Raw genomic sequence first — 26,283 nt, forward strand, 5'->3', positions numbered from 1 at the left:
AGCGTTCAGCGGCCGTAAGTGGCGGTAAGAGTGGCTTTACCCAGCGCATTGGCATTGAGCATGAAGCCCACCAGCGCGCCGCTGGCATTGGCGTCTACCGGCAGCTTGTCCACCTTCAGCGCCCAGACGGTGAACTGGTAGCGGTGAGGTTTGTCGCCCACCGGCGGGCAGGCGCCACCGAAGCGCGATTCGCCGTAGTCGGTCCGGCCCTGCACCGCGCCGGCGGGGAGCTTGCCGTTTGCGCTACCGGCGCCTTCTGGCAACGCATTCACGCTGACCGGCAGATTGACCACGGTCCAGTGCCACCAGCCGCTGCCGGTGGGCGCGTCCGGGTCGTAGGCCGTGATGGCGAAGCTCTTGGCGCCAACTGGCGCGCCGCTCCAAGACAACTGCGGCGAGATGTTGCTTCCCTCACAGCCGAAGCCCTGATAGACCTGGCGCAGGGTTAGCGGCTTGCCGTCGGCGATGCTGCTGCTGGACAACTTGAAACCATCGGCATGGGCGGCCAGCGGCAGGGCCAGCAGGCTCGCGATCAGCAGGGTATTGCGCATATCGATTCTCCTGTGGAATGAGGCAAGACGGATGATAGGTGGGCGCGTAGGGTGGCGTTGTGCCGTGACGCTCGATTGATGTGCCGAGGCGCTCGCATCCTGCCTGCCGGACTTCTAGCTTAAGCTTAAAGCCTGTTCAACGTCTCTTTCCGCGCAGCGCTGGCTTGAGCCGCAGCCAGATGCGCGGAGGAGAGCACAGGCTTGGGTCAGCCCAAAGCCAAGCCCGACAACAAGGCCGGTTGCTGCCGACGTGCCGTTTTCCGCGTGGCCCATCCGGCAGAAAGCGACCGTTGACGAAAAGGACTTTGAACAGGCTCTTAGGGATGGCGGGTTGATATGATGTGTTGATTTATCCCATACATCAACCACGCTGAAGGTTTTCGCTCTTGAACGGATTCGACGGTATCAATGGCATCTATCGCCGCGCAAGTCTTTGTTTGCGCCCATCGCCGGGTGAGCGGGCGGGCCGGATGCTTGGGCTTGGCGCATCGGGCGATCCGCCGCCACGAGTTGCGGCGCCGCGGCTGGATGGCTCGGGAGGGTCTGTTGCGCTGTGTCCGGTAACCAGCATGCCGGCCCGCCGTCTACGGCAGGCCGGCTATTGCGAGCCGCCATGTGCTTCCGATTATCTGGCCCCGACGCATTGCCACGGGGCCGAGGATGTGGCTTGCGAGACCGCCCAGAGCCTGGCGAATTGCTGGCCCGAGTGGTGGGGCGCCGCCGCAAGCAGCGGCATTAGGCGGAACGGTCAGGCGGTGGCGGCATCCTCGCCGTAAGCGAAATGCCGCAAATCCGCGCCGGCCAGTCGGTAGCGCACCCACTCCGACTGCGGCGCCGCGCCTATCGACTGGTAGAAGTCTATCGCCGGCTGGTTCCAGTCCAGCACGCTCCATTCGAAGCGGCCGCAATTCTGCTCGCAGGCCAGTTGCGCCAGATGGCGCAGCAGCGCCTTGCCGGCGCCGGCGCCGCGGATCTGCGGCGTCACGTACAGATCCTCAAGGTACAGCCCGTTCTTGCCCAGCCAGGTGGAGTAGCTGAAGAAGTAGACGGCGAAGCCGGCCAACTGGCCGTCGACATGGCATAGCAGCGCCTGTGCCTTGGCGTCGGGGCCGAATAGCGTGGCTTCGATGTCGGCGACGCTGGCCTTTACCTCATGTTCGGCGCGTTCGTAGATGGCCAGTTCGGTGATGAAATGGTGGATCGATGCCGCGTCCTGCGGCTGGGCGGGGTGAATCTGGATGTTCATTGCGACTCCTTGGATGGCTGGGCCCTGGCATGATGTTGCAGGGGAAAACATTGAGCGCAATCTTATGTCAGCCAGTAAGATGAATACAGTGCATTGTTTTCAGTAAAAAATGAAAAATATTCATCCTGTACTGCGGCGGCTGGACCTCAACCTGCTGCTGCTGTTTGACGCGCTGTTCCGCCGGCGCTCGGTGCTGGCTGCCGCCGACGAGCTGGTCATCAGCGCCTCGGCCTGCAGCCATGCGCTGGCGCGTCTGCGCCAGGCGCTGGCCGATGACTTGTTCATTCGGGTGGGCGCCGAGATGCGTCCGACGCAAAGAGCGGAAGCCATGGCGCCGGCGGTGGCGGCCGCCCTGGCGCTGTTGTCCGACGGCCTGACGCAGGGAGCGGATTTCGATCCGGTCGACAGCGACCGCGTCTTCGTGTTCGCCGCCACCGACTACACCACTTTCGCGATACTGCCGCAATTCCTGCGCCGGATGCAGCAACTGGCGCCGCGCTTGCGTTTCCGCGTGGTGCAGACCGGGCAGAAGGTGCCGCTGGAGGAGCTGCTGGCGGGCAGCATAGACTTTGCGCTGGGCTATTCGGAAGAGCAGGGGAGCCTGCCGCCGGGCATTGATGATTTCGACTGGTTCAGCGATGACTACGTCGCCATCGCCAGCAAGAACCATCCCACCATCCGCGAGCGGCTGACGCTGCGGCAATACCTGCAGGCGCGGCATGTGGTGGTGACGCCGTGGAACGAGGCGCGCGGCGTGGTGGACCACGTGCTGGACACGCTGGGCCTGGCGCGCGAGGTGGCGGTGCAGGTGCCGTCAGTGTTGGCCGCGCCTTTCATCATTGCCGATACCGATCTGGTCATGACGCTGCCGCAACTGGCGGTGAAAACCCTGGCGGCGGCTGTGCAGGTCAATATTTTCCCCGCGCCTTTCGCCATTCCACCCTATCGGCTCAAGGTGTATTGCCACGCCCGGCACGCTCGCGCCACGGCTCACGATTGGGTGCGGCGGCAGCTGTTGGCCTGCAAGCAGGGGGAGGTGAAATGAAAAAGGGCCGGATATTCCGGCCCTTGGCGTGGGAAGAGCGGTTTCAGCCGGCCAGCCAGCTGCCGGGATGGGCCTCCAGCCAAATCTTGATGTTTCTCGCGTCGTTGACGCGGGCGGAGCTGGCGCCGGCGTCGAGCAGCACGATGACCAGCGGCTGCGAGCCGACCACGGCCTGCAGCACCATGCAGCGGCCGGCTTCCTGGATGTAGCCGGTTTTCTGGACCGCGATGTCCCAGTCGCCCTCGCGCACCAGCGCATTGCTGTTCTTGTACTGCAGCACGCGGTTGCGCACCGATACGATTTGGTGCTTCTCGGTGGTGGTGAATTCGCGGATCAGCGGGTATTTCTGCGCCGCCATCACCATCTTGGCCAGGTCGGAGGCGGTGGAGGTGTTGCGCACGTCCAGGCCGGTGGGGTCGTGGAACACGGTTTCGGTCATGCCCAGGCTGCGCGCCTTGCGGTTCATCCGCTCGACGAAGGCGGCGGTGCCGCCAGGCAGCGTGGTGCGGGCCAGCGTGGCGGCGGCCCGGTTTTCCGACGACATCAGCGCCAACAGCAGCATTTCCTTGCGGCTGAGCGTGGTGCCGACGGCCAGGCGCGAGGTGGTGTGTTTGACGCGGTCTATCTCCGCATTCGACACCGTCACCTGCTCGTCGAGTGGCACGCCGGAATCCAGCAGCACCATCGCCGTCATCAGCTTGCTGATCGACGCGATCGGCATCCTTTGATGGGTGTTCTTTTCGTAGAGGGTTTCGCCGGTGCTGCCGTTGAGCACCAGCACCGAGTGGGAATTGAGCCTGGGGGCGCTGTAGCCGGACATCTCGCTGGCCACCATCACGCCCTTGGGCGAAGCCGCCAGCACCGGCATGGACAACGCCGCCGACACCAGCAAACTTGCGATTTTCTTGATCATGCGTCACTCCATCATGAGCGCTTATTTTGGAGAGGATTGGACGGTATTCCTTCGGCATTTGCGCCTAAATTCTGCCAAGTTGCAGTCATCGTTTGCCACAATGGCCAATGGCGTCCTGCTTGCATTTTAAACAATGTTCCGCTGCTGTGTAGTGCAAAAAAACATTTTCCGACCGCGGTCATTTTCGCCCGATATCCCCGCGGGCGGCGCGGGCTGGAGGCGCGGCGCACACGGGGGATGAGATTGGACGGCGATGAGCGTAAAATCAACGGTTTCGCCACCTCCGTGCACCCGCCCATGCTGCTGACCTTTCCCGATAGCCCGTTTCAGCTGAACCAGCCGTTCGCCCCGGCCGGCGACCAGCCCGCCGCCATCGCCCAACTGGTGGAGGGCCTGTCCGACGGCCTGTCCTACCAGACCCTGCTGGGCGTCACCGGTTCCGGCAAGACCTATACCATGGCCAACGTCATCGCCCAGACCGGCCGGCCGGCGATCATCATGGCGCACAACAAGACGCTGGCGGCGCAGCTGTACAGCGAGATGCGCGAGTTTTTCCCGAACAGCGCGGTCGAGTATTTCGTCTCCTACTACGATTATTACCAGCCGGAGGCCTACGTCCCCAGCCGCGACTTGTTCATCGAGAAAGACTCCAGCATCAACGAGCACATCGAGCAGATGCGGCTGTCGGCCACCAAATCCATCCTGGAGCGGCCGGACTGCATCATCGTGGCGACGGTGTCGGCGATCTATGGCATCGGCGATCCGTCCGACTACCACCAGATGATCCTGCACCTGAAGGAAGGCGAAACCACCCCGCAGCGCGAGATGATCAGCCGCCTCACCACCATGCAGTACAGCCGCAACGACCTGGACTTCAGCCGCGGCACTTTCCGCGTGCGCGGCGACGTGATCGACATCTACCCGGCGGAAAGCAGCGACACCGCGCTGCGTGTCAGCCTGTTCGACGACGAGGTGGAAACGCTGACGCTGTTCGATCCCTTGACCGGGGTCACCAAGCAGCGCGTCGGCCGTTTCACCGTGTTCCCGTCCAGCCACTACGTGACGCCGCGCGACACCGTGCTGCGCGCCTGCGAAGAGATCAAGGAGGAGCTGGCCCGCCGCGTCGAGTGGTATCTGAAGGAAGGCAAGCTGGTGGAGGCGCAGCGCATCGAGCAGCGCACCCGCTTCGATCTGGAAATGCTGTACGAGATGGGTTTCTGCAAGGGCATCGAAAACTATTCGCGCCACTTCTCCGGGCGCGGTCCAGGCGATCCGCCGCCGACGCTGATCGACTACCTGCCTAAAAACGCGCTGATGTTCATAGACGAAAGCCATGTCACGGTGCCGCAGGTGGGGGCGATGTACAAGGGCGACGCCGCGCGCAAGGCCAACCTGGTGGAGTACGGCTTCCGGTTGCCTTCTGCCGCCGACAATCGGCCGCTGAAATTCCATGAGTTCGAGCAACTGATGCCGCAGACCATATTCGTCTCCGCCACGCCGGCGGTGTACGAGAAGGATCACGCCGGCCAGGTGGTGGAGCAGGTGGTGCGCCCCACCGGTCTGGTGGATCCGGAGATCGAAATCCGCCCGGTGGCCACCCAGGTGGACGACCTGTTGTCGGAAATCCGCCTGCGGATGGAGCGCGGCGAGCGGGTGCTGGTCACCACACTGACCAAGCGCATGGCGGAGCAATTGGCCGACTACTACACCGAGCACGGCATCAAGGTGCGCTATCTGCACAGCGATATCGACACGGTGGAGCGGGTGGAGATCCTCCGCGATCTGCGCCTCGGCGTGTTCGACGTGCTGATCGGCATCAACCTGCTGCGCGAAGGCCTGGACATCCCGGAAGTGAGCCTGGTGGCCATCCTGGACGCCGACAAGGAAGGCTTCCTGCGCTCCGAGCGCAGTCTGATCCAGACCATAGGGCGCGCGGCGCGCAACCTGCACGGCCGCGCGCTCTTGTACGCCGACCGCATCACCGATTCGATGCGGCGGGCGATGGACGAGACCGAGCGCCGCCGCCACAAGCAGATCGCCTTCAACACCGAGCACGGCATCGTGCCCAGGGGGGTGGAGAAGAAGATCAAGGACATCATCGACGGCGTCTACAGCGTGGAGGACGAGCGCAAAAAGCTGGTGGACGAAGCCCGCGTGGCGATGATGGACGAAAAGTCGCTGGCCAAGGAGATCAAGCGGCTGGAGAAGGAGATGATGGAGGCCGCGCGCAATCTGGAGTTCGAAAGGGCGGCGCGGGTGCGCGATGAACTGAAGCAACTGAAGGAAAAGGCCTGGCTCAGCGATCTGTAAGCCAGGCTTTCCGCCATCCTCTATCCCCGCTCAGGCCAGCGGGGATTTTTCTTGCATCCGGCTCTGCCGAAGATGCTGGCGGCGGAAGCGCTGCGCCAGCATCGCGCACACCATCAGCTGGATCTGATGGAACAGCATCAGCGGCAGCACGATGGCGCCGATGGCGTGGCCGGCGAACAGCACCTTGGCCATCGGCACGCCGCTGGCCAGGCTCTTCTTGGAGCCGCAAAACAGGATGGTGATCTGGTCTTCGCGGTTGAAGCCCAGCTTGCGCCCGGCCAGCGTGGTGATCGCCAGCAGCAGGCCCAGCAGGATGCCGTTCACCACCAGCAGGCCCAGCAGCGCGCTGACTGGCGTCTGCCGCCACAGGCCGCCGATCACCGCGGCGCTGAAGGCGGTGTACACCACCAACAGGATGGAGCCCTGGTCCACGTACTTCAGCAGGGCCTTGCGCTTGTCCACCCAGAGCCCTATCCAGCGCCGCGCGATCTGGCCGGCGATGAAGGGCAGCAGCAGCTGGTAGACGATGTCCAGCGCCGAGCCCATGCCCTGTGCCGCGCCGCCATGGCTGACCACCAGCCAGCCCACCAGCAGCGGCGTGATGAAGATGCCCAGCAGATTGGACGCGGTGGCGCTGCAGATGGCCGCCGGCACATTGCCTTGCGCCATCGAGGTGAAGGCGATCGACGACTGAACGGTGGACGGCAGCATGCACAGGTAGAGGATACCCAGATACAGCTCGGGCGTGACCAGCGGCGTCAACAGCGGCCGCAGCAGTACGCCCAGCAGCGGAAACAGCGCGAAGGTGCAGGCCAGCACGGTGAGGTGCAGCCGCCAGTGGCCGGCGCCGGCGATCACCGCCTCGCGCGACAGCTTGGCGCCGTGCAGGAAGAACAGCAGCCCTATCGCCAGATTGGTGATCAGGTTGAAGGCCTGCGCGGTTGCGCCGGAGCAGGGCAGCAGGCTGGCTAGCGCGACGGTGGAGAGCAGGGCCAGGGTGAAGGAATCAAGCAGTTTGGGCATGGCGGTCATTCTGTGAAACAGCGATGCGAGTATTGAAGCGCAGCCGGATTCAGAATACAAATGTATTTATCTGATCAATTGATGATTATTTTTTATGAATGTCACGCTACGTCAACTGAAGGTATTCCGCCGGGTGGCGGAACTGGCCAGCTTCAGCCGGGCCGGGGACGAGCTGGGCCTGAGCCAGCCGGCGGTCAGCCGCGCGGTGCGCGAACTGGAGCAGGCGCTGGAGTTGCGGCTGCTGGACCGCACCACCCGCGAAGTGGTGCTGACGGATGCCGGCCAGCGCTTGCTGTCCAAGCTTGCACGCGCGCTGAATGAACTGGACGAAGTGTTGCGGAGCGCGCGCAAGGAAGGTGGACAGGCGATGGGCAGCGTGCATGTCGCCAGCAGCCCCACCGTGTCCGCCAGCTTGATGCCGGCCATCATCGCCGCTTGCCGCCAGCGCTATCCGCAGCTGACGCTGCATCTGCAGGACCAGGTGCAGCGGCTCAACGTGGCGGCGGTGCGCGGCGGCGCGGCCGACTTCGGCCTGGTGGTGGAGCCGGAGCCTTGCGACGATCTGTGGCAGGAAGAGGTGCTGGCTGACGATTTCTGGCTGGTGTGCCGCAGCGACCACCGGCTGGCCGCCGCCGCCGGGGTGGAGTGGCGGCAGCTGGACGGCGAGGCGCTGGTGCTGCTGGACGGCAGCTCCGGCAGCCGGCCGCTGATAGACCAGCTATTGCGGGGATACGGCCTGGATTGCCCGGTGGCGCAGGAGCTGGGGCATTCCCATTCGGTGTTCCGCATGGTGGCGGCCGGCATAGGGGTCAGCATCTGCCCGGGCCTGGCCATGCCCTTGCCGGCCGGCTGCGATCTGCTGGCGAAACCCTTGTCGCCGCGCGCCAGCCGCCGCATCGTGCTGATCCGCCGCCGCAACCGCACTTTGTCGCCGGCGGCGGAGAGCCTGTGGCGGCTGGTGCTGGACATGCGCGAACCCTTGCAGCTGCTGGCGCGCGCGGCCTGCGGCAGCGAAGAGGGCCGGCCGTCTGCTACTGGAAGGGGAAGCTCAGCCGCAGATTGAAGGAATTGCCGCCGACATCGCTGCTGGTGTGGAAGCCGTAGTTGTAGATCGCCATCAGCTTCACTTTGCCAAACTGATAACCAAGCAGCGGGCCGATGCCGTAGTTGCTGGCGCGGCAGCCTCCGGTCTGAGCGCAGGCCGCGGCGCCGCTGCCGGAGTCGTTGCCCAGCTGGTTTTCCTGGTAGCCGCCCAGGCCTATCGTCCATTTGCCTATGGTTTTGGCGGCGGTGTAGTCGATGGCCAGCTGCTGGCCGGACTGGTACTGGGTGTCCGGGTTGCGGAAATTGTAGGCGTAGGTGGCGTCCATGCTCAGGTTCCAGCCGTTGTGCAGCCAGCTCAGCGCCAAACCGGGCTGCAGCGTCCAGAAGCCGTTGGCGGCGCCTAGATAGGTGCCGTTCGGCAGCCGGCCCGGCGATGAACTGCCGGTAGGCAGATAGACCGCCAGGCTGGTCTTGAGGTGGAGGTTGTTAGGCAACGCCCAGGACAGCTGTCCTGGAACCAGAATGGTGTTGAAGGTGCCCCAACGGCCATTGGGTGGCAGGCCGCCGCCGCTGAGCGTGGTGTAGTCGACTGGTTGGGCGATGGCCACGGCGTAGTCGGCGCCGAGCACCTTAAGCCCGGTCGACCACAGCACTTCCGGCAGTTCGATCAGCGCTCTTACCCGCAGGCCGGTCTTGTCGCCGTTGTGGTCGTATTTGTCCACCCAGGTCCAGTAGTTGTTCAGCACGCCATAGACGCCTTCCGGCGGCAGCACGCCTGCGGCCAGTCCTTCGTTGATGCCGCGCAGATGAGGGTCCCACAGTTCCTGCCCATTGGCGCTGGAGTGCGGCAATAGGCAGGCGATGGCGACAGACGCGGCCTGCACGATCATTTTTGATGGTTTCATCCTGAAAGTGTCCCTGTTAGGTTGCGCTTTGTGGTCGGTGGCATGCGAGGCGATTGTATGCAGGCCTGGCGCTAGGCAAGCTGAGTATAGGCCGATCATTCCAAAGAGGTGCTGTCTGCTCGCCAGCCATGATCATGGATTGCGTGTGCCAGGCGGTCTGGAAGGCATGCATGGACTGGATGCCTCCCCGGCATGCGGTGGAGAGCAGATTTGCCGGCGTTGGCGGATCGGAAAATGCCGGCAAAAGGAATATCATGTGCCGGAATGCGAGTGCGCATGAAAAACGTTGCGGCAGGGAGCCCGGCCCCTTGCAGGGGGCGGTTGGATGAGTAAACCATTGGAAGCATTTTGATGAGGGACGCAGGGATGGAGCAGCCATTGAAGGCTTATCAGGTTGGCGGCAACGATATCGTCGCCGCCGGTTCCCGGGAAGAGGCTTTGGCCGTGCTGGAGGAGCTGGCAGGCCAGACGGATCTGACTGTCGGGGATGTCGCTCCGATTGCGGAGGATGAACTCGATGTGCCCGTTGTGGACGAGGAGGGCAACCCCTGTCCCTCCATCCGCCAGATGTTGGCCGAGTTGAGCGAGCCGGCCTATCTTTTTGGCTGGGACTGACTGCGAATGCTGCTCTGATTAACAGCCATGGCTCATGGCTGGATAGGGATGCAGAAGGAGTGTCGGCAATACCAACACAACAGGAAGCGGCTTTCGGCTGACTCCAGCAGCCTTGCATGCAAGGCTGCTGGCTGCAGCGGTGCCCTTTCATCGAGCTGGAACTCTAAAAGCCAGACGCTACTGATGAAGAGTGAGCGTCGTTAGTAAAATAAAGGCCCTCACTAATGCCGAGGGCCTTTTTTGCGATTGCGTCGCTTTATTTGCAGCTGAAAATTATAGGCATTGATCAAGAACGGTTTTGACCTGCTTTTCTGCAGCTTCGTGAGTGATGCCATATCGTCGCTGTACGATGATGGTAAGCTTCAGCAAATCACCTTCTGTTTGCAATAGCTCTGCTTCAGTCAGTTGATTCAAAGCTTGTTTGGCTTTGCTGATATGCTCTTTCCACGCATGCTTGGACTGGTCTGGCGTAGACCCGCAGTGGTCTGCATGAGCTTGGGTTTGACCGGCGCCTTCGGCATGGCCGACCGGCTTGTCTTCGCAGTCGGCGGCCTGATGGGCGGGGGCTTGCTCAAGCGCGCTATGGCAGATTGGCTTGTCTTGGTCGATTGGTGTGGGCGCCGCGGTGCTTTGGCTGCCTGAATGACCGGGGTAGCCTATAGTCTTTTTGGAAGCTTCAGTATTGCTTGCCGACTTGTCGGGGGCGGTCGGATTTTGGTTCGTTGTCTGGCCGGTAGTGCTGGATTTGTTAAGGGTTTCGCTCATGATCATTACTCCTTTAGCCTAGTGCTGCCAAATGGCAAACCGCTAGGTAAACTAGAGGGTAAATGCCAATTCATATCTAGTCAGTCTGTTATCGTACCCTGCGATTGTTAGTTAATATCTTCATGAAAAACTTGTAGGATACTATTTGCCTATTTGCTTGGTGAGTGCTAAATGAAGCGATTCGCCAAGGTAGGTAGTATGATTCTACGCATAGGAGCGATAGGTTGAAGCTTCCCCATGGTTGATGTCGGTGGTATGTTTTTGAGAAATTCCTTTTGCAAAATCGGAGCAAGTTAGATGTGGAGGACAGAGAGGCACGCTTTCAAGCAAGGCTGCGAATGCAATGAGAGTTATGTGTTTTTTTGGTACATTTTTTGTAGTTGGAAAATTAATATGGACTGATCGAGAATGGACCTGACTTGTCTTTCAGCAACTTGATGCGTAATGTCATAGCGCTGTTGCACTAATTCAGTAAGCTTTAGCAGATCGCCCTCGGTTTCCAATAGTTCATTTTCAGTCAATAGGTCCCAGAATTTCTGTGAGTTTCCAATGTATTGCTCCCATGCGGCTTGGATTTGATTGGCTGCGATCATATCGTAGGCGGAAAAGTTGGTTGATGATTCAGCTTGCGACATGGTCTGATCGGCGCTGTCGGCATGAAGGCTGAGTTGATTTTTTGCACCTGAAATGGAGGGCTTTCCGCTTGTCTTGTCAGTGCCCGTTTTTCCTGCGATCTTTTCAGAGTGGCTGGTTGGCCGGGGGAGGGGCAGGCCCATGCTGCTGGACTGAGTATGCGAAATGAAGTTCACCATGGCTATTGCTCCTTAATTCCATGCTGGGGAATAACGACTGTCGGAATGGCTAAAGAGTAAGTCTGGATGTTGAAATGGTCTGTACGCTATCGTGCCCAGCATGTGTTTTCAAAGTAGGCAGGGGAGCCTAGTCGTCAAAATCCAATTCCATGGCATTGTCCATTGGGCTGAAAAATTCGGGATCGGCTTCGTCCACTTGTAGTCTATCCATCCAGTAGCGGCTGCCCTTATGTTCTGTTGGAAAGCCATCTGTTCCATCATCACCAAACTTATAGGTGTCTAGGTAAGGCATCTCATGACCCGCTGCGCCATCATGGCTGGGCGAGTCATCGTAACGGCCTCCTATTTGAGATGTTGGCTGGATGGTGGTTTCTGATTGAATCTGTCCAATGACTTTGCTCATATTCATTACTCCGTGGCGAGTCTGTGCCGCGATATGGCGGCTGCAAGAAATTAAAATGATGATTATCATTACTTTGATTATCTGTGTGCTGCCTAGCGGTGCGTGCGCATGGCGCTAGCGGTTCCGGTTCTTCGGGGCGGTGACATTTTGGGAAACCTAAATGCAAGATCATCAAACTTGCCTCGCTGCCGACCAGCCTGAGTGGCGCGCAAGTCAATCAACTGTTTTGTCGAACGCCGACTGTGGGCGAGCAGAGGCCGGCCAAGCGCATTGCTGCCGGCGATGCAGACCATCTTGGTGGCTTGCTCGCCGAGATGCGGGCGCTGTCCGTATCAGAATGAGTGCATTGGCTGGCTTAGACGGACTGCGCGACGACCGCCGGCGGCGAGCGGGAGTGCTTGCCGCAAATGCGCTGGGCGCCGGCGTGAGTATTTTGCGCGAATGCTTTGGTCGGGCTGTATTGCATAAATCTGTGAAAGGATGAAAGCGCTTGCAACTCTGCTTGGCCATCGAAGCGCCGCGCTATCGCTCTTTTCCCCAGCAATGTGAAACAACGCATCCTGGCTTCCACCGAGCTGCCGCGACTCCAGGCCGAACAGGCATCTCGTGGTCAGGCACAGCAGGATGGCTGCATCGTTAGAGGTCTGCGCCCGTCCACGTTTGGCGCGCGGCGTTGCCCGCCATGCCATGTCGTTGTCCAGTCAGATGGACAAAGAGCCGCGTTGACGTAGGGCCTGGCTACAGGTTTGCCAGTTGGTGGTCCGGCACTGCTTAGGAGCGGCTTGGCCAAGCAGCTAGGCCGCCAAACCGCGGCACAGGCTGATTTGCAAGGCCATGCGGAGGCGTCAAGAGGAAAAGCGACAGACCTGCCTGCCGGAGGAGATTCAATCTGTGCGCGATGCCGGATGTGGTCGCGGCGGGGGCGCCCGTCCGGTTGTTTTTGTCAGGCTACATCGCATAGCGCGGTTTTCTGCGGGTGTCGCCACCCCGATCGAGACTGGAGTGGCGTGGCCGGATTCCTCAATGATGAAAACGAGCGGCAGGCAGGGGTTATTACAGCTGCGCACCCCAGCCCAAGGCCATCTGCACTTCCCCGGCGGCGCATTCGAACGCCTGATCGATGCGCTCGCGATCATCCCCCGCCATCTGCAAGTCGGCCTTCAGTCGTTCGCCGATCCCGGACAAGGTTCCCGCCACGTCCGCGCCGCGGTTATTGAAGCGCTCCAGAAGTTTGTGCAGAGGGTAGTGCTTTCTGGATATCGCCGAGTCCTTGCCGGCCAGATAATTGCGTCCCACTGTTTCCGCCAGGGAGCAACCCTGCCGATCGAACAGGTAGTCGATGTCGTTGAAGCGGTCAGCTTCGAACTCCGCTGCGCCGAACTTGGCGCGGCCGAAGTCGATGGCCTTCAGGAATACGGCGCCGTCCTCCTTGCGTTCGTGCACCAGCAGGTTCTGCATGTGTAAATCGCGGTGGGACAGCTGATTGCAATAAAAGGCCCTGGCCATGTCCACCAGTTGGGTCGCCATGCTTCTGGCCTGGTCCAGCGACAGCGCGGGCAACGCCACATCGAGCTCGCGGCTGGCGATGAGCGCCGGGTCGTACAGCGGTACTTGGGCGTAGGCGAATTTGTCGCTGACGCCCGGCGGCGTGGCGATCTGCTGCTGGGTGGAGATGTAGTGCTGCAGATCCGGGTGGGATTCCGCGTACTCCTGCAGGCGGTTTTCGCGGACAAAGTCCTCGCGGCCGACATCATCGCGGGCCTGCAGCACCCCGGTGCCGGTGTGGAAGCGCTTGTGCACGCCGCCGGCGCCAAAGTCGCTGTCCTTGAGCTGGTTCAGTTGATCCGCGGAGATGTCCCGCCGGTAATCCTCCAGCGATAAAGCTTGCGTTTGCGCGTGCTCCGCGCTGGGCGGCAGGCCCAGGCGCGCCAGAATCATGTCCCGCGCTTCCAGCGACACTTGCTCCGTTTTCACCGCGTGGCCGCTAATGCAATAACTGATTTTGTAGCCGGTCTGATCCGGCGACACCGCGATAGTGAACAGCGTGCGGTTGTTCGTCGTGGCCATCTGGGCCAGCTGGTTGAAAGCGTAAAACGAGTGGGAGGGGCCCCGCCAGGTGTTCGTCAGTTCGAACAGCGTATTCAACGCGTCCTGTTTTTTCTCGGCGCGGAACAAGTCCTTGAACTTGTCCCACAGGCCCATATGAGTAGCGGTTTGCTTGTCGCCGCTCATCATGCGGGCCGCTCGTTCGTTGCTCAGGGAGAACGCTGTTTGGCGGGTATTGACGTGGATGGAGGTAGACATCGTATTTTGGCCTGTGCAGATAACAAAAAAAGCGGAGACAAGTTGCCTTGCCAGGCTGGTATGGAGCGCTGGCTGTTTGCCTGCAGGAGCGGCAGGTTGCCGAAGCCATGGTTGCGCGCGAAGCGACGCCCGGTTCGTTGCCGTTCGATCTGCCTATTCCTGATGTCGAGAGTGTCAGAGCAGGGGAGGCGAGGCTTTCAAAAAGCGATCACCTGATTTGGCGTCAGGTGGTTCGGCGTCATTGGCCGGACGTCTGCGGTCGGCAAGGTGTGGTTAACGACAGATGAGCCGACTGCCTGCTTGTTGGTCCTTCATGAAGATTTACCTTGAGCGCCGCAGCTGGCTTTATGGCCATTCAGAGTCACGTCTTCGCCGCCGACTGCCCACTATGGATCGCCTTCGACAGTCGCGCAGTTTACGTGGCTTTGCTTCGGGTAACTGACGGAGTTGCCAGCCGGCGCGGCGGCCTTGCCAAATATTGCGTTTGTGCTGCTGGCGCTGGTGATGTTTCCGCAGTGGTCGGTCGGGTCGACTAAGCGGATGATTCTTTTAAAATCTGTATTTAATTTTCCTGGACTGGTTTTTGCCTTAGATGTTATTTGCGGGCTAGGCATGGGCGGCGAAGAGGGTTACTAATCAAACTTTATATCTTCTGTTGAGGATGGTTGTAAGGCTGATTTCGTGTCAATATTTAAGCTCTCGATATATATATATGCGCAGATGCGCAAATTTGGGGCCGTGGCCGCGTATTGAATTCGCTGTGTTTTCTTAGTGGTCATTTGTTTTTAATGGAAAAACTATCAATCTTGTTCGTCTGCCACGGCAATATCTGCCGCTCTCCTACTGCCGAGGCCGTCATGCGGCGCCGGGCGACGGAGGCGGGCTTGGCGCAGGCGCTTCGCGTCGACTCCGCCGGCACGCACGGCTATCACGCGGGCGAAGCGCCGGACGCGCGCAGCATCCGGGCTGCGGCCCGGCGCGGCTATGATCTGGCGCCGTTGCGCGCCCGCAAGGTGGACGATGCCGATTTTGCCGCGTTCGACCTGATTCTGGCCGCCGACAACCATAATCTGGCCGGTCTGCGGCAGCGGTGCCCGGTCGCCCTGCAAGGGCAGTTGCGCCTGATGTTGGAGCCGCTGGGCGAAGGATGCGAGGTGCCGGACCCTTATTATGGCGGCAGTCAAGGGTTTGAAACCGTGCTGGATTTGCTGGAGGCGGCCTGCGATGGTTGGCTGGCGCGGCTTGGGCTGGTGCAGCGCCGAGCGGACGACGGGCTGCCGGAGCGGGGCAAGTCCTGCTAAGCTACCTGAATAACCTATCAAGCCCGCGAAAGGCTGGTGATGCAAAAGAGGCTATCGCCGGCGCGGGCGGACCATGTCAGCAAGGTAAATCCATGGCCCTGACTTCGCACGAGAGAGCGAACAAGACCCCGCTGGAAATTGTCCCCAGCCATAGCGCGGATGTCATCCTGCCACGCCAGCCGGGCAAGACGCCGCTGGCCAGTCAGACCGTAATCGTCATCGGCTCCTCCACCGGCGGCACCGAGGCGCTGCGCACGCTGCTGACCGCGTTGCCGGCGGCTATGCCACCCATCCTGGTGGCCCAGCACATGCCGGAAATGTTCACCCATTCTTTTGCCCAGCGGCTGGATTCGCTGTGCCGTTTGCGGGTGAAGGAGGCGGAGGACAATGAAAGGCTGCAAGCCGGGACAGTGTATATCGCCCCCGGCCATTCCCATTTATTGATCAAGAGCGCGCCAACCATAGGCTACAGCACCTCCTTGAACAACGGCCCGGCGGTCAACCGCCACAAGCCTTCGGTGGACGTGCTGTTCCGCTCTGCCGCCAATCTGGTCGGCAAGAACAGCATAGGCGTCATTCTGACCGGCATGGGGCGGGACGGCGCCAGCGGCATGCTGGAGATGAAGCAGGCCGGCAGCTGGAACATCGCCCAGGACGAGGCCAGCTGCGTGGTGTTCGGCATGCCCAAGGAGGCGATAGCCATGGGCGGCGCCCACGAGGTGCTGGCGTTGACCAGCATCGCCCAGCGCCTGGTCGCGCTGGCGCATCAGCGCCAACCTTCCGCATAGACAAAGCATTGGATTCCATGAAGTTTCTACCCATTCTGGTGGTCGAGGACGACGCAGACCTGCGCGAGGCCATCATCGATACCCTGTCCCTGTCCGGTTATCCCACGCTGGAGGCCGGCGACGGCACCCAGGCTTTGCAAAAGCTGAAGCAGGAGCCGGTGGGCCTGATCATTTCCGACGCCCAGATGGCGCCGATGGATGGCTACACGCTGTTCGAGGAGGTGAAGAAGCAGTATCCGGGCATCCCCTTCATCTTGATGACCGCCTATGGCGTGATCGAGCGCGCGATCGAGCTGCTGCGCGCCGGCGCCACCCATTACCTGCTCAAGCCATTCGAGCCGCCCAGTCTGCTGGCGGAAGTGGAAAAGCACCTATTGCGGATGCCGGGGGACGAAACCGGCGAAGTGGTGGCGGAGTCGGCGGCGATGCGTCAGCTGTTCGCATTGGCGGGGCGGGTGGCGCAAAGCGACGCCAGCGTGATGGTCAGCGGCCCCAGCGGCACCGGCAAGGAAGTGCTGGCGCGCTACATCCACCGCTACTCCCGCCGCAAGGATGGGCCCTTTGTGGCGGTGAACTGCGCGGCGATACCGGACAATCTGCTGGAGTCCACGCTGTTCGGCCACGAGCGCGGCGCCTTCACCGGGGCGGCCCAGGCCTTGCCGGGCAAGTTCGAGCAGGCGCAGGGCGGCACCATCCTGCTGGATGAGGTGACGGAGATGCCGTTGACGCTGCAGGCCAAACTGCTGCGGGTGCTGCAGGAGAGGGAGGTGGAGCGCATCGGCAGCACCCGCACCATCAAGCTGGACATCCGGGTGCTGGCGACTTCCAACCGCGATCTGCAAGCTGAAGTGGAGGGCGGAAAATTCCGCGAAGACCTGTATTTCCGCCTGAATGTTTTCCCCTTGCGCATCCCGGCGCTGGCCGACCGGACGGACGATATCCTGCCACTGGCACGATTCCTGCTTAAGAAACATATGGAGGCCGCCGGGCGGGGGTCCCTGGTGTTTTCCAGGGATGCGGAACGTCATTTGACGGCCTATAGTTGGGAGGGTAACATCCGCGAACTGGATAATGTCGTGCAGCGGGCGGTGATTCTTGCCGCCGGGGCGGAAATTCTTGCCGCCGATCTTTTGCTGGGCGATATCGCAGGCGTGGGGCAGTTTACCCGGGCAGTGTCTGATTCAGACAGTTCGGTGTCGGATGAAACCGACATGAAAACCCTTGAAAAACGCCATATTCTGGAAACATTGGCAGTCGTCGGCGGCGTGAAGAAGCTGGCGGCCGAAAAACTGGGCATCAGCGAGCGCACCTTGCGTTACAAATTGCAGCGATACCGTGATGAAGACGCTGCAGGTTCTGGCCTGGATGTTCCGGAAGGAAATGGCACGGAGTAGCCATGTCAGTCAATAATATCGACCAGTTGCTGGGCGAACTGAGAAGCGCGGCGGCCTTGGCCGCCGGCAAGCAGGCCCCTGCGGCACAGGAAACGTCGCAGGTCGATTTTTCCGATGTGCTCAAGTCGACCATAGAGCAGGTGAATTCGGCGCAGCAGACTTCGGAGGAGATGCAGAAGCAGTTCCAGTTGGGTGACAACAAGGAGGTGAATCTGCAGGATGTGATGGTGTCACTGCAGAAAGCCAGCTTGTCGTTCCAGACCATGGTTCAGGCGCGCAACAAACTGGTGAGCGCCTATCAGGAAATCATGAATACCCAAGTCTAGCGCTGACCGGCTTCACGGACGGGCAGCGGTGGACCTAAACCAAAAACCACCGTATGGCTGATCTGGCAGAAGAAAACGCAACTCCGGTTTGGCGGGCTCGATTGAACGAAGCGGGCGATCGTTTCAAGGCCTTCCCGAACAACAAAAAAATCCTCTTTCTAACCGCGATCGCCGCGCTTTTCGCCGTGATCGTCGGTGCCGTCGCGCTCAACCGCACGCCTTCTTATAAAGTCTTGTTCTCCAATTTGGCCGACCGCGACGGCGGCCAAGTGACGGCTGCGCTGCAGCAAATGAACATTCCTTACCAGCTTACTGATGGCGGTGTGATTTCGGTGCCCTCGGACAAGGTGTACGACGTGCGCCTCAAGCTGGCGGCCCAGGGCTTGCCCAAGGCCAGCGGCGTCGGCTTCGAGCTGATGGACAACCAGAAGTTCGGCATCAGCCAGTTCGCCGAGCAGGTCAATTATCAACGCTCCATCGAAGGCGAGCTGGCGCGCACCATCGAGTCGGTATCGTCGGTGCAGAGCGCCCGGGTGCATATCGCCACGCCCAAGCAGAGCGTATTCGTCCGCGACCAGCAGGCACCCACCGCCTCGGTGATGCTGCAGCTGTATCCCGGCCGGCTGCTGGATGGCGGCCAGGTGGCCGGCATCCTGCATCTGGTGTCCAGCTCGGTGCCCAACTTGCCGGTGAAGAACGTTACCATCGTCGATCAGGACGGCAATCTGCTGTCCAAACAGATGGGCCCCGACGAGAATTCCGGGTTGGATCAGCGCCAGCTCGGCTTCGTGCGCCAGATTGAGGATGGCTATGTCAAGCGGATCGAGGACATCCTCGAGCCTATCTTTGGCCACGGCAACGCCCGCGCGCAGGTGACGGCCAATGTCGACTTCTCCGAGACTGAGCAGACTTCCGAGACCTACCGTCCCAACTCCAGTCCCAATCCCTCGGCCACCCGCAGCCAACAGATCAGCGAGAAGCTGGCCAATGGCGCGGCCCAGCCTTCCGGGGTGCCGGGCGCGCTGTCCAACCAACCGCCGTCGGCCGCCTCCGCCCCCATTACATTGCCGCCGGCCGCGGCGCCGGGCACGGCCAACCTGTCCGGCCAGAGCGTCAGTCCGAGCGGCACGCTGCAGCGCGACATCACCACCAATTACGAGGTAGACAAGACCATCCAGCACACCAAGGTGCCGACCGGCGTGGTGAAGCGCTTGTCGGCTGCCGTGGTGGTGAACTATCGCCGCATGCCGGACAAAAGCGGGGAGATGAAGCCGACGCCCCTGACGCCGCAGGAGGTGCAGCAGATCAACAATCTGGTCAAGGAGGCGATGGGCTACAACGCTCCGCGCGGCGACACGCTGAACGTGGTGAACGCGGCCTTCGCCGACAATGCCCAGCCGGTGACGATGCAGGACCGGGTGGTGGATTACGTGTCGGACAACGGCACCAATCTGGTCAAGTATGGCCTGTTGGCCATCGCTGTGCTGTACCTGCTGTTCGGCGTGGTCCGTCCTATCATGCGCGATCTGGTCAAGCCGGCGTCTGCCGCTGGTGGCGGGATGGAGGGCGCGGCCGGTGCCGCGGCCGGCGGCAGGCTGCTGGGCGTGGCCGGGGAAGAGGGCGAAATGGGCGCGGCTGGCGCCGGCGCCAGCGCCGGTTCCGGCTCGGTTCCCGGTTCCTCCGACGATCCGCGCGAAGTGCAGCGGCGCCAATACAGTAGTAATCTGGAAGCGGTGCGCGAATTGGTGAAATCCGATCCGCGCATGGCCGCCCAGATCATCAAGGAATGGATAACCGCCGATGAGTGAAAACGGAGTGCGCAAGAGCGCGGTGCTGCTGTTCAGTCTCGGCCAGAATGAAGCGGTCGAGGTGTTCAAGTATCTGGGGCCCAAGGAGGTGCAGAAGATCTCCCTGGCGATGGCGGCGATCAACAACCTCAGTTATGAGCAGATCGACGATGTGGTGGCGGATTTCCGCAATGAATGCAACGCCCGCGCCAGCATCGGCGCCTCGGACGAATACCTGCGCAACGTGCTGATCGAGGCGCTGGGTCCGGACAAGGCGGCCAACCTGCTGGACAAGATCATGCAGGGCAACGATCACAGCGGCATCGAGAGCCTGAAGTGGATGGACCCGTCGTCCGCCGCCGACCTGATCCGCCACGAGCACCCGCAGATCATCGCCACCATCCTGGTGCATCTGGAGCCGGACCTGTCCAGTTCCATCCTGTCGTTTTTCCCGGAGCGGATGCGCAACGAGGTGCTGATCCGCACCGCCACGCTGGAGGGGGTGCAGCCGCAGGCGCTGCGCGAGCTGAACGACGTGCTGACCCAGCTGTTGTCCGGCTCCGACCGCATCAAGAAGAGCGCGTCCGGCGGCGTGGGCCTGACCGCCGAAATCCTCAATTTCATGGGCGGCAATGTCGAGGCTTCGGCCCTCAGTTTCATCCGCGAATACGATCCGGAATTGGCGCAGCGCATTCAGGACAAGATGTTCGTGTTCGAGAACATCCTCGATATCGACGACCGCTCGATCCAGACCATCCTGCGCGAAGTGCAGTCCGACTCGCTGGTGATTGCGCTCAAGGGCACCAGCACCGATCTGAAGGAAAAGATCTTCCGCAATATGTCGCAGCGCGCGGCGGAAATGCTGCGCGACGATCTGGAGTCCAAGGGGCCGGTCAAGCTGTCCGAAGTGGAGGCCGAGCAGAAGGAAATCCTCAAGGTGGTGCGCAAGCTAGCCGACGACGGCCAGATCGTGCTAGGCAGCAAGGGCGGAGATGAAGGCCTCATCGAGTAACAATCCCATCATTCCCGGCGAAGAGCTGGAAAGCTGGACTAGCTGGAGTCCCGAGTCCCTCGACGGCTTCACCCAGGTGCTGTCGCCGGCGCAGTTGGTGTCGATGAGCCAGTTGCGCCGCCCCGGCGTCAGCCTGGCGGAGAAAGTGGCTCAGGCTGAAGCGGAGGCGGCTCAACCGCTGGCCGAGGTGGTCTCGGCGGATGCGCCGGCGGAAGAGGAGGACATTCCCGGTTTGGGGTATCCGACCGCCGCCGAACTGGAGGCCATCCACCAGGAGGCCTGGCAGACCGGCCACGACGCCGGCTTGGAGGCGGGCCGCGCCGAAGGCTTCGAGCAAGGGTTGCAGGCAGGGCGCGAACAGGGCATGGCCGAGGTGCGGGCCGAGCAATTGCCTAGGCTGGAAGAAGCCTGGCGGGCGCTTGACCACATGGGCGGCGAGTTTGCCGGCGAACTGAAGCGGGTGGAGCGGGAGCTGGCCGGGGACGTGTTGCAGCTGGCCTGGCAGCTGGCGCAAAAACTGCTGCAGCAGCGCTTGCAGCGGGACGACCAGGCGCTGCTGCCATTGTTGCAGTCCGTGTTGGCCGAGTTGCCGTCCACGCTGGGCAATGCCCGTCTGCGGGTCAATCCCGCCGACCTGGCCGCCGCGCGCGAATTCCTGCAGCAGGAAACCCCGGAAACCGCGTGGCAGTGGATGGAAGACCCGAACATGGCCCGTGGCGGCTGCATCATCGATACCGCGTCGGTCCGCCTGGACATGACGCTTCCCACGCGCCTGGCGGCCTTGAGCCGGGCGTTGGGCCTGGAGGCGGGCGATGAGCGGCAGCCTGATTGAGCGCCAGCGCGGCTGGCTGGCGGCCTGCGCCGAGTCGGCGGCATCCGCCTCGCTGTGGCAGCCTTGCGGCAAGTTGGTGCGCGTCACTGGCATGGTCATGGAGGCGGTCGGCATCAAGCTGCCGGTTGGCAGCGCCTGCCAGGTGGCGTTGTCCGGCGATGAGGTGGTGGAGGCGGAAGTGGTGGGTTTTTCCGGCGACAAGGTGTTCCTGATGCCGCTTACCAATGTACATGGCCTGTTGTCCGGCACGCCGGTTTCTCCTCTGTCCACCGCCACCCCTCCCGAGTACGGCTACCATGGCGGCCAGGTGCGCGCCAATGGCGCCATCGGACGGCAGGTGCCGGTGGGGCTAGGTTTGCTGGGGCGGGTGTTGGATTCGCTGGGGCGTCCGCTGGATGGCCTGGGCCCGGTCCATCCCGATGCCTGGTTCCCCTTGTACAGCCAGCCCATCAATCCCCTTGACCGCACTCCGGTGCACGATGTGCTGGACGTAGGCGTGCGCGCGATCAACGGTCTGTTGACGGTGGGTCGCGGCCAGCGCCTGGGCCTGTTCGCCGGCTCCGGCGTCGGCAAGTCGGTCCTGCTCGGCATGATGGCGCGCTTCACCAAGGCCGATGTGGTGGTGGTGGGACTGATAGGCGAACGGGGCCGCGAGGTGAAGGACTTCATCGAGAACATCCTGGGGGAGGAGGGCCGCGCCCGTTCGGTAGTGGTGGCGGCGCCGGCCGACATGCCGCCGCTGATGCGTCTGCATGGCGCGGCCTATGCCACGGCGCTGGCCGAGTACTTCCGCGCCCAGGGCAAGGATGTGCTGTTGCTGATGGACTCGGTCACCCGTTACGCGATGGCGCAGCGCGAGATCGCGCTGGCCATCGGCGAGCCGCCGGTGACCAAGGGCTATCCGCCATCGGTGTTCGCCCGCTTGCCGCAATTGATAGAGCGCGCCGGCAATGGCGAGGAGGGCGGCGGCTCGATTACCGGCTTCTATACCGTGCTGTCCGAGGGCGATGACCAGCAGGATCCGATCGCCGACTCGGCGCGCGCGATTCTCGACGGCCACTTCGTGCTGTCGCGCGATCTGGCCGAATCCGGCCACTACCCAGCCATCGACATCGAGCAATCCATCAGCCGGGTAATGGTGGATGTGGTGCCGCAGCAGCAGATGGACCTGGCGCGCCACTTCAAGCAACTGTACTCCCGCTATCAGCGCAATCGCGATCTGATCAGCGTCGGCGCCTATGTCGCCGGCTCCGACCCGGTGCTGGACGACGCGATGCGCCGCCAGCTGCCGATGGTCAGCTTCCTGACCCAGCCTATGCACGAATCGCACGACTACGCGTCCTGCTGCGCGCAGCTGGCGAGCGTGCTGGCTTGAGGCGCTAAGCCATGTCCGGCAAGTACCAGCTGCTGATTCATCTGGCCGATGAGCGCCAGCAGGCGGCGGTGGAGCGGATGAGCCTGGCGCAGAGCCGGTTGAACGAGTCGCAGGCGCGGCTTGAGCAACTGGACGCCTTCCGCAACGAATACCGCCAGCGTTTGCTGGGGGGCGGCGGCAAGGGCATGTCCATCATCCAGTATCAGGACTTCCAGCGTTTCTTGTCCCGGCTGGACGAGGCGATGCTTCAGCAGCAGCTGGATCTGGATCGCAGCACCCAGCGCTTCGTCATGGAGCGTCAGGCCTGGCAGATGGAGTACAAAAAATTCAAGGCCTATGAAAAGCTGTTGCAGCGCGAGCAGGAGCGCGAGGCGCAAACGGAAGCCCGGCGGCAGCAGAAGCAGACCGATGAATTCGCCACCCGCCAATTCTGGGACCGCACCCACGACGAAGACGCCTGAGTTGGCACGCTACTTGCTTTTATAGCGACGTTACACTCAGTCGAGGCCTCATCATGACCATCACGGTAAACACGCCAGTGACCAATGCCGCATCCGCGGCCTCCCCCGGCGCGGGCGGCGGCGCGACCGGAAGCGCCGGCAGCGGAGCGGGCAGCGATCTGTTCGCCAGCCTGCTGGGCATCCAGATGACTGCGATTGGGTCGATGTTGCCCGGCACGGGAGATGGCGGAGACGCCAAACCCGTCAGCGACAAGCCTGCCGCCAAGGACGATGATGCCGGCGGCGACGCCCAGGCCGCGGCGGCGATGCCTCTGCTGGCCGCCATGCAGGCCAGCCTGCAGCAGCAACCGCAGCCGGTCGATCCGAAGACGCCCAGCCAGGACCTGTTGGCGCAACAGGTGTCCAGCAAGCCCGATCTGAGCGCCATGGTGCAGGCCAAGCCGCTGTTCAACTGGCAAAGCAACCAGCAAAAATTGCCGGACCCCGATCCGAACGCCGTGCAATTCTTGCCGCTGCAGCAGTTGCAACAGCAGCAGCCGGCCAATGCGCAGTCCAGCGCCAATATGCCGGTGCTGACCCTGCCGCAGACGCTGAATGACCCTGCCTGGGGCAAGGCGCTGGGCGAGCAGATGCTGACCATGGTCAACATGAAGGCCGACAAGGCCCAGATCCAGCTGAACCCGCCGCAGATGGGGCCGATCGAGATCACGCTCAAGATGAATGGCACCGACCAGGCTCAGGTATTGTTCACCGCCGCCGTGCCGGCCACGCGCGAGGCGCTGGAAAACAATATGCACCAGCTGCGTTCGATGCTGTCGTCCAGCGGCATCCAGTTGACCGATTCGCAGGTTTCTAGCGGCCAATCCGGCCAGCAACAGCAGGCTTATCAGCAGAAAAAAGGCCGGTCGGAGCCGGTGGTGGGAGAGGTGGACGGCGTGGACGCGCTGAGCGCCATCAAGGCCGCGCGCGGCATACTCAGCATATTTGCCTGACCTGATTTGATATTGACCCTGTTCAGCCGGTCGAGAAAACTGGAAAATATGGCGAGGAAATCGTTTAAGATTTCACTAGGCACTCCATAAAGAACAGGTCATAACTTATGTCGGATGATAAAAAGGCGGAAAAGGCGGAAAAAAAACCAGGCGGAGGCGGCAACAAGCTGATGATGATAGTCATTGTGCTGCTGATTCTGGTTTTGGCCGCGGTGGGCGCTTTGGCTGCCTATATGTTCACCAGCATGAGCAAGGCGCCGGCCGGCGCCCAGGCCGAACAGGTCAAGGAAAAGCCGAAGAAGAAGCATGAAGGTCCGCCTATTTTCGAGAAGATGGATACCTTCGTGGTGAATCTGGCCGGCAACGACGGCAGCCTGCTGCAGGTCGACATGCAGGCCGAGCTGGCCGACGAGGACGCCAAGAAGAAATTCACCGATTACGGCCCCAAGATCCGCAGCGCCGTCATCCTGCTGCTGTCCTCCAAGAGTGCGACCGAGGTCAGCACTGCCGAAGGCAAGGTCAAGCTGAAGGCCCAGGTCAAGCAGATCATCAACGAGTCCATGGATTCGGGTGACGAACCCGTCGTGGATAGCGTACTCTTCACTTCCTTCATCATTCAGAAGCAATAAGCGCCATGGGCGACGATATCCTGTCCCAGGAAGAGGTAGACGCGCTATTACGAGGCGTCTCCGGGGAGGACGAAGATGATGATGGCGGCCAGGATGCCCAGGGTGTCCGAGGCTATGATATTGGTCGGCAGGAGCGCATCGTCCGCGGACGGATGCCGACCCTTGAGATCATCAACGAGCGTTTTGCGCGCAATCTGCGCATCGGCCTGTTCAATTTCCTGCGCCGCAACGCCGAAATTTCGGTGGGGCCGGTGCGGGTGCAGAAGTACAGCGAATTCATCCGCAACCTGGTGGTTCCCACCAACCTCAACCTGGTGCATGTCAAGCCATTGCGCGGCACCGGCCTGCTGATTTTCGATCCCGATCTGGTTTTCCTGATCGTGGATAATTTGTTCGGCAGCGACGGCCGCTATCATGTGCGGGTGGAGGGGCGCGATTTCACGCCCACAGAGCAGCGCATCATTCATCGGCTGCTGGAGGTGGTGTTCACCGAATGCCAGAAGGCCTGGGAGCCGGTGCATCCGATCGAGTTCGTCTATCTGCGCTCGGAGATGAACACCCAGTTCGCCAACATCGCCACCCCTACCGAAGTGGTGGTGGCGATGACCTTCCATATCGAGCTGGGCGCGGGCGGCGGCGATTTCCACATCTGCCTGCCGTATTCGATGGTGGAGCCGATCCGCGACCTGCTGTCCAGCACCATGCAGGCCGACCGCACCGAAGTCGACAACCGCTGGGTCAACCTGATGACCCATCAAGTGCAGGCGGCGGAGGTGGAGCTGGTGGCCAGCCTGGCGCATACCAAGGTGACGCTGGGGCAGATCCTGAATTTGAAGAACGGCGATGTGGTGATGATAGAAATCCCCGAACTGGTGGAGGCCGATGTGTCCGGCATTCCGGTGTTCGAGGCCAGCTATGGTACCGTGCAGGGCCGTTATGCGTTGAAAGTGGAAAAGATACTGGCGGGCGCCAATGAGTTCATGGAGTCGCCGGGGGATAAAGAGCAATGAGCGAAGAAGAACAGCAGGCCGGCGCCGCGGGCGCGGAAGAAGAAGTCTCGATGGACGACTGGGCGGCGGCGATGGCCGAGCAGGAGGTCGCCGACGCGCCGCCTCCGGCCGAGGAGGCCGTGCCGGCGCAGAACCTGTTCCAGGAGATAGGCGCGGGCGTGGCCATCGCCGGCGGGCCGCCCAATCTGGACATGATCCTGGACATCCCGGTACAGCTGACGGTGGAGCTGGGCCGGACCAAGATCGCCATCCGCAACCTGCTGCAGCTGGCCCAGGGGTCGGTGGTGGAGCTGGACGGCATGGCCGGCGAGCCGATGGACGTGCTGGTCAACGGCTGCCTGATCGCCCAGGGCGAAGTAGTGGTGGTCAACGACAAGTTCGGCATCCGCCTGACCGACATCATCACCCCGGCCGAGCGCATCCGCCGTTTGCAGAAATAA

The 26,283-nt window shown here is 61.8% G+C and carries 28 protein-coding genes; 17 read left to right on the forward strand and 11 right to left on the reverse strand.

Annotated elements, in window-relative coordinates; genetic code table 11:
- Positions 1–5: 5 nt before the first annotated feature.
- Positions 6–551 carry a kinase inhibitor gene (locus BI347_RS16615; protein ID WP_071114047.1) on the reverse strand — a complete coding sequence of 182 codons (546 nt, stop codon included), beginning with the start codon at positions 549–551 and terminating at the stop codon, positions 6–8.
- A 748-nt stretch (positions 552–1,299) separates the two neighbouring features.
- The gene (locus BI347_RS16620) at positions 1,300–1,797 is read right to left on the reverse strand and encodes a GNAT family N-acetyltransferase (protein ID WP_071116517.1); all 498 of its coding nucleotides are present in this window, start codon (positions 1,795–1,797) and stop codon (positions 1,300–1,302) included.
- A gap of 109 nt (positions 1,798–1,906) precedes the next feature.
- Here BI347_RS16620 and BI347_RS16625 point away from each other — a divergent pair, with 109 nt between their 5' ends.
- Positions 1,907–2,842 (forward strand): LysR family transcriptional regulator, encoded by a 936-nt coding sequence (locus BI347_RS16625; RefSeq protein WP_071116518.1) that lies wholly within the window; start codon positions 1,907–1,909, stop codon positions 2,840–2,842.
- 43 nt (positions 2,843–2,885) lie between these two features.
- Here the strand turns inward: BI347_RS16625 and BI347_RS16630 are convergent, their stop codons facing one another.
- Positions 2,886–3,755: a serine hydrolase gene (locus tag BI347_RS16630; RefSeq protein WP_071116519.1), complete on the reverse strand. Its 870-nt coding sequence runs from the start codon at positions 3,753–3,755 to the stop codon at positions 2,886–2,888.
- 297 nt (positions 3,756–4,052) lie between these two features.
- Between BI347_RS16630 and uvrB the strand changes: the two genes are divergently transcribed.
- Positions 4,053–6,065, forward strand: coding sequence for an excinuclease ABC subunit UvrB (uvrB, locus tag BI347_RS16635; RefSeq protein ID WP_071114089.1), 2,013 nt, complete (start codon positions 4,053–4,055; stop codon positions 6,063–6,065).
- A gap of 30 nt (positions 6,066–6,095) precedes the next feature.
- Here the strand turns inward: uvrB and BI347_RS16640 are convergent, their stop codons facing one another.
- On the reverse strand, positions 6,096–7,088 hold the full coding sequence (locus BI347_RS16640; protein WP_095210846.1) for a bile acid:sodium symporter family protein: 993 nt from the start codon (positions 7,086–7,088) through the stop codon (positions 6,096–6,098).
- A gap of 94 nt (positions 7,089–7,182) precedes the next feature.
- Here BI347_RS16640 and BI347_RS16645 point away from each other — a divergent pair, with 94 nt between their 5' ends.
- Entirely contained in the window at positions 7,183–8,151 is a 969-nt protein-coding gene (locus BI347_RS16645) for a LysR family transcriptional regulator (RefSeq protein WP_083338999.1), read from the forward strand.
- Here BI347_RS16645 and BI347_RS16650 read toward each other — a convergent pair.
- On the reverse strand, positions 8,120–9,037 hold the full coding sequence (locus BI347_RS16650; RefSeq protein ID WP_158020809.1) for a SphA family protein: 918 nt from the start codon (positions 9,035–9,037) through the stop codon (positions 8,120–8,122). The genes BI347_RS16645 and BI347_RS16650 overlap by 32 nt on opposite strands.
- A gap of 351 nt (positions 9,038–9,388) precedes the next feature.
- Here BI347_RS16650 and BI347_RS16655 point away from each other — a divergent pair, with 351 nt between their 5' ends.
- Entirely contained in the window at positions 9,389–9,652 is a 264-nt protein-coding gene (locus tag BI347_RS16655) for a hypothetical protein (protein WP_071114041.1), read from the forward strand.
- 273 nt (positions 9,653–9,925) lie between these two features.
- Here the strand turns inward: BI347_RS16655 and BI347_RS23690 are convergent, their stop codons facing one another.
- From BI347_RS23690 to BI347_RS23695, 6 genes are all read right to left on the reverse strand, one after another.
- On the reverse strand, positions 9,926–10,417 hold the full coding sequence (locus BI347_RS23690) for a CsbD family protein (RefSeq protein ID WP_139167064.1): 492 nt from the start codon (positions 10,415–10,417) through the stop codon (positions 9,926–9,928).
- 350 nt (positions 10,418–10,767) lie between these two features.
- On the reverse strand, positions 10,768–11,229 hold the full coding sequence (locus BI347_RS23010) for a CsbD family protein (RefSeq protein WP_083339001.1): 462 nt from the start codon (positions 11,227–11,229) through the stop codon (positions 10,768–10,770).
- A gap of 127 nt (positions 11,230–11,356) precedes the next feature.
- On the reverse strand, positions 11,357–11,632 hold the full coding sequence (locus BI347_RS16670; protein ID WP_139167250.1) for a hypothetical protein: 276 nt from the start codon (positions 11,630–11,632) through the stop codon (positions 11,357–11,359).
- A 332-nt stretch (positions 11,633–11,964) separates the two neighbouring features.
- Entirely contained in the window at positions 11,965–12,321 is a 357-nt protein-coding gene (locus tag BI347_RS25035) for a transposase (protein WP_083339002.1), read from the reverse strand.
- A gap of 364 nt (positions 12,322–12,685) precedes the next feature.
- The gene (locus BI347_RS16675) at positions 12,686–13,936 is read right to left on the reverse strand and encodes a hypothetical protein (protein ID WP_083339003.1); all 1,251 of its coding nucleotides are present in this window, start codon (positions 13,934–13,936) and stop codon (positions 12,686–12,688) included.
- A gap of 386 nt (positions 13,937–14,322) precedes the next feature.
- Positions 14,323–14,550 carry a PAAR domain-containing protein gene (locus BI347_RS23695; protein WP_139167062.1) on the reverse strand — a complete coding sequence of 76 codons (228 nt, stop codon included), beginning with the start codon at positions 14,548–14,550 and terminating at the stop codon, positions 14,323–14,325.
- 174 nt (positions 14,551–14,724) lie between these two features.
- Between BI347_RS23695 and BI347_RS16680 the strand changes: the two genes are divergently transcribed.
- From BI347_RS16680 to fliN, 13 genes are all read left to right on the forward strand, one after another.
- A complete protein-coding gene (locus BI347_RS16680) occupies positions 14,725–15,237 on the forward strand; it encodes a low molecular weight protein-tyrosine-phosphatase (protein WP_071116522.1) in 513 nt (170 codons plus the stop codon).
- A 92-nt stretch (positions 15,238–15,329) separates the two neighbouring features.
- Complete coding sequence (locus tag BI347_RS16685) at positions 15,330–16,025, forward strand: chemotaxis protein CheB (protein ID WP_071114036.1); 696 nt, start codon at positions 15,330–15,332, stop codon at positions 16,023–16,025.
- Positions 16,026–16,042: 17 nt separating this feature from the next.
- A complete protein-coding gene (locus BI347_RS16690) occupies positions 16,043–17,419 on the forward strand; it encodes a sigma-54-dependent transcriptional regulator (protein WP_071114035.1) in 1,377 nt (458 codons plus the stop codon).
- Between the two features lie 2 nt (positions 17,420–17,421).
- A complete protein-coding gene (fliE, locus tag BI347_RS16695) occupies positions 17,422–17,745 on the forward strand; it encodes a flagellar hook-basal body complex protein FliE (protein WP_071114034.1) in 324 nt (107 codons plus the stop codon).
- A 101-nt stretch (positions 17,746–17,846) separates the two neighbouring features.
- The gene (gene fliF / locus BI347_RS16700; RefSeq protein ID WP_239690931.1) at positions 17,847–19,553 is read left to right on the forward strand and encodes a flagellar basal-body MS-ring/collar protein FliF; all 1,707 of its coding nucleotides are present in this window, start codon (positions 17,847–17,849) and stop codon (positions 19,551–19,553) included.
- Complete coding sequence (fliG, locus tag BI347_RS16705; RefSeq protein WP_071114032.1) at positions 19,546–20,544, forward strand: flagellar motor switch protein FliG; 999 nt, start codon at positions 19,546–19,548, stop codon at positions 20,542–20,544. The genes fliF and fliG overlap by 8 nt, the downstream gene beginning before the upstream one ends.
- Positions 20,525–21,376, forward strand: a complete 852-nt coding sequence (locus BI347_RS16710; RefSeq protein WP_071116524.1) for a flagellar assembly protein FliH — start codon at positions 20,525–20,527, stop codon at positions 21,374–21,376. Before fliG ends, BI347_RS16710 begins: the two co-directional genes overlap by 20 nt.
- On the forward strand, positions 21,357–22,751 hold the full coding sequence (gene fliI, locus BI347_RS16715; RefSeq protein ID WP_071116525.1) for a flagellar protein export ATPase FliI: 1,395 nt from the start codon (positions 21,357–21,359) through the stop codon (positions 22,749–22,751). The genes BI347_RS16710 and fliI overlap by 20 nt, the downstream gene beginning before the upstream one ends.
- A gap of 11 nt (positions 22,752–22,762) precedes the next feature.
- Entirely contained in the window at positions 22,763–23,212 is a 450-nt protein-coding gene (gene fliJ / locus BI347_RS16720; protein ID WP_071116526.1) for a flagellar export protein FliJ, read from the forward strand.
- Between the two features lie 53 nt (positions 23,213–23,265).
- Positions 23,266–24,204 carry a flagellar hook-length control protein FliK gene (locus BI347_RS16725; RefSeq protein WP_071114028.1) on the forward strand — a complete coding sequence of 313 codons (939 nt, stop codon included), beginning with the start codon at positions 23,266–23,268 and terminating at the stop codon, positions 24,202–24,204.
- Positions 24,205–24,374: 170 nt separating this feature from the next.
- Positions 24,375–24,833: a flagellar basal body-associated FliL family protein gene (locus BI347_RS16730; RefSeq protein ID WP_239690932.1), complete on the forward strand. Its 459-nt coding sequence runs from the start codon at positions 24,375–24,377 to the stop codon at positions 24,831–24,833.
- Between the two features lie 5 nt (positions 24,834–24,838).
- Positions 24,839–25,843 (forward strand): flagellar motor switch protein FliM, encoded by a 1,005-nt coding sequence (fliM, locus tag BI347_RS16735; RefSeq protein ID WP_071114026.1) that lies wholly within the window; start codon positions 24,839–24,841, stop codon positions 25,841–25,843.
- Entirely contained in the window at positions 25,840–26,283 is a 444-nt protein-coding gene (gene fliN, locus BI347_RS16740; protein ID WP_071114025.1) for a flagellar motor switch protein FliN, read from the forward strand. Before fliM ends, fliN begins: the two co-directional genes overlap by 4 nt.

The organism is Chromobacterium sphagni (assembly GCF_001855575.1).
In the GTDB taxonomy this organism is placed as follows: Bacteria; Pseudomonadota; Gammaproteobacteria; order Burkholderiales; family Chromobacteriaceae; genus Chromobacterium; species Chromobacterium sphagni.

Bases quoted from the DNA above. Each gene is read 5' to 3' on its own strand.
- BI347_RS16685 (WP_071114036.1), top strand. From the start codon at position 15,330: ATGGCCCTGACTTCGCACGAGAGAGCGAACAAGACCCCGCTGGAAATT.
- fliN (WP_071114025.1), top strand. From the start codon at position 25,840: ATGAGCGAAGAAGAACAGCAGGCCGGCGCCGCGGGCGCGGAAGAAGAA.
- BI347_RS25035 (WP_083339002.1), bottom strand. From the start codon at position 12,321: ATGGCATGGCGGGCAACGCCGCGCGCCAAACGTGGACGGGCGCAGACC.
- BI347_RS23695 (WP_139167062.1), bottom strand. From the start codon at position 14,550: ATGCCTAGCCCGCAAATAACATCTAAGGCAAAAACCAGTCCAGGAAAA.
- BI347_RS16710 (WP_071116524.1), top strand. From the start codon at position 20,525: ATGAAGGCCTCATCGAGTAACAATCCCATCATTCCCGGCGAAGAGCTG.
- fliJ (WP_071116526.1), top strand. From the start codon at position 22,763: ATGTCCGGCAAGTACCAGCTGCTGATTCATCTGGCCGATGAGCGCCAG.
- BI347_RS16650 (WP_158020809.1), bottom strand. From the start codon at position 9,037: ATGAAACCATCAAAAATGATCGTGCAGGCCGCGTCTGTCGCCATCGCC.
- BI347_RS16680 (WP_071116522.1), top strand. From the start codon at position 14,725: ATGGAAAAACTATCAATCTTGTTCGTCTGCCACGGCAATATCTGCCGC.
- fliE (WP_071114034.1), top strand. From the start codon at position 17,422: ATGTCAGTCAATAATATCGACCAGTTGCTGGGCGAACTGAGAAGCGCG.
- BI347_RS16615 (WP_071114047.1), bottom strand. From the start codon at position 551: ATGCGCAATACCCTGCTGATCGCGAGCCTGCTGGCCCTGCCGCTGGCC.
- BI347_RS16640 (WP_095210846.1), bottom strand. From the start codon at position 7,088: ATGCCCAAACTGCTTGATTCCTTCACCCTGGCCCTGCTCTCCACCGTC.
- BI347_RS16630 (WP_071116519.1), bottom strand. From the start codon at position 3,755: ATGATCAAGAAAATCGCAAGTTTGCTGGTGTCGGCGGCGTTGTCCATG.
- BI347_RS16670 (WP_139167250.1), bottom strand. From the start codon at position 11,632: ATGAGCAAAGTCATTGGACAGATTCAATCAGAAACCACCATCCAGCCA.
- BI347_RS16625 (WP_071116518.1), top strand. From the start codon at position 1,907: ATGAAAAATATTCATCCTGTACTGCGGCGGCTGGACCTCAACCTGCTG.
- BI347_RS16655 (WP_071114041.1), top strand. From the start codon at position 9,389: ATGAGGGACGCAGGGATGGAGCAGCCATTGAAGGCTTATCAGGTTGGC.
- fliG (WP_071114032.1), top strand. From the start codon at position 19,546: ATGAGTGAAAACGGAGTGCGCAAGAGCGCGGTGCTGCTGTTCAGTCTC.
- BI347_RS16645 (WP_083338999.1), top strand. From the start codon at position 7,183: ATGAATGTCACGCTACGTCAACTGAAGGTATTCCGCCGGGTGGCGGAA.
- BI347_RS16725 (WP_071114028.1), top strand. From the start codon at position 23,266: ATGACCATCACGGTAAACACGCCAGTGACCAATGCCGCATCCGCGGCC.
- fliI (WP_071116525.1), top strand. From the start codon at position 21,357: ATGAGCGGCAGCCTGATTGAGCGCCAGCGCGGCTGGCTGGCGGCCTGC.
- BI347_RS16690 (WP_071114035.1), top strand. From the start codon at position 16,043: ATGAAGTTTCTACCCATTCTGGTGGTCGAGGACGACGCAGACCTGCGC.
- uvrB (WP_071114089.1), top strand. From the start codon at position 4,053: ATGCTGCTGACCTTTCCCGATAGCCCGTTTCAGCTGAACCAGCCGTTC.
- BI347_RS16675 (WP_083339003.1), bottom strand. From the start codon at position 13,936: ATGTCTACCTCCATCCACGTCAATACCCGCCAAACAGCGTTCTCCCTG.
- BI347_RS23690 (WP_139167064.1), bottom strand. From the start codon at position 10,417: ATGAGCGAAACCCTTAACAAATCCAGCACTACCGGCCAGACAACGAAC.
- BI347_RS16730 (WP_239690932.1), top strand. From the start codon at position 24,375: ATGATGATAGTCATTGTGCTGCTGATTCTGGTTTTGGCCGCGGTGGGC.
- BI347_RS23010 (WP_083339001.1), bottom strand. From the start codon at position 11,229: ATGGTGAACTTCATTTCGCATACTCAGTCCAGCAGCATGGGCCTGCCC.
- fliM (WP_071114026.1), top strand. From the start codon at position 24,839: ATGGGCGACGATATCCTGTCCCAGGAAGAGGTAGACGCGCTATTACGA.
- BI347_RS16620 (WP_071116517.1), bottom strand. From the start codon at position 1,797: ATGAACATCCAGATTCACCCCGCCCAGCCGCAGGACGCGGCATCGATC.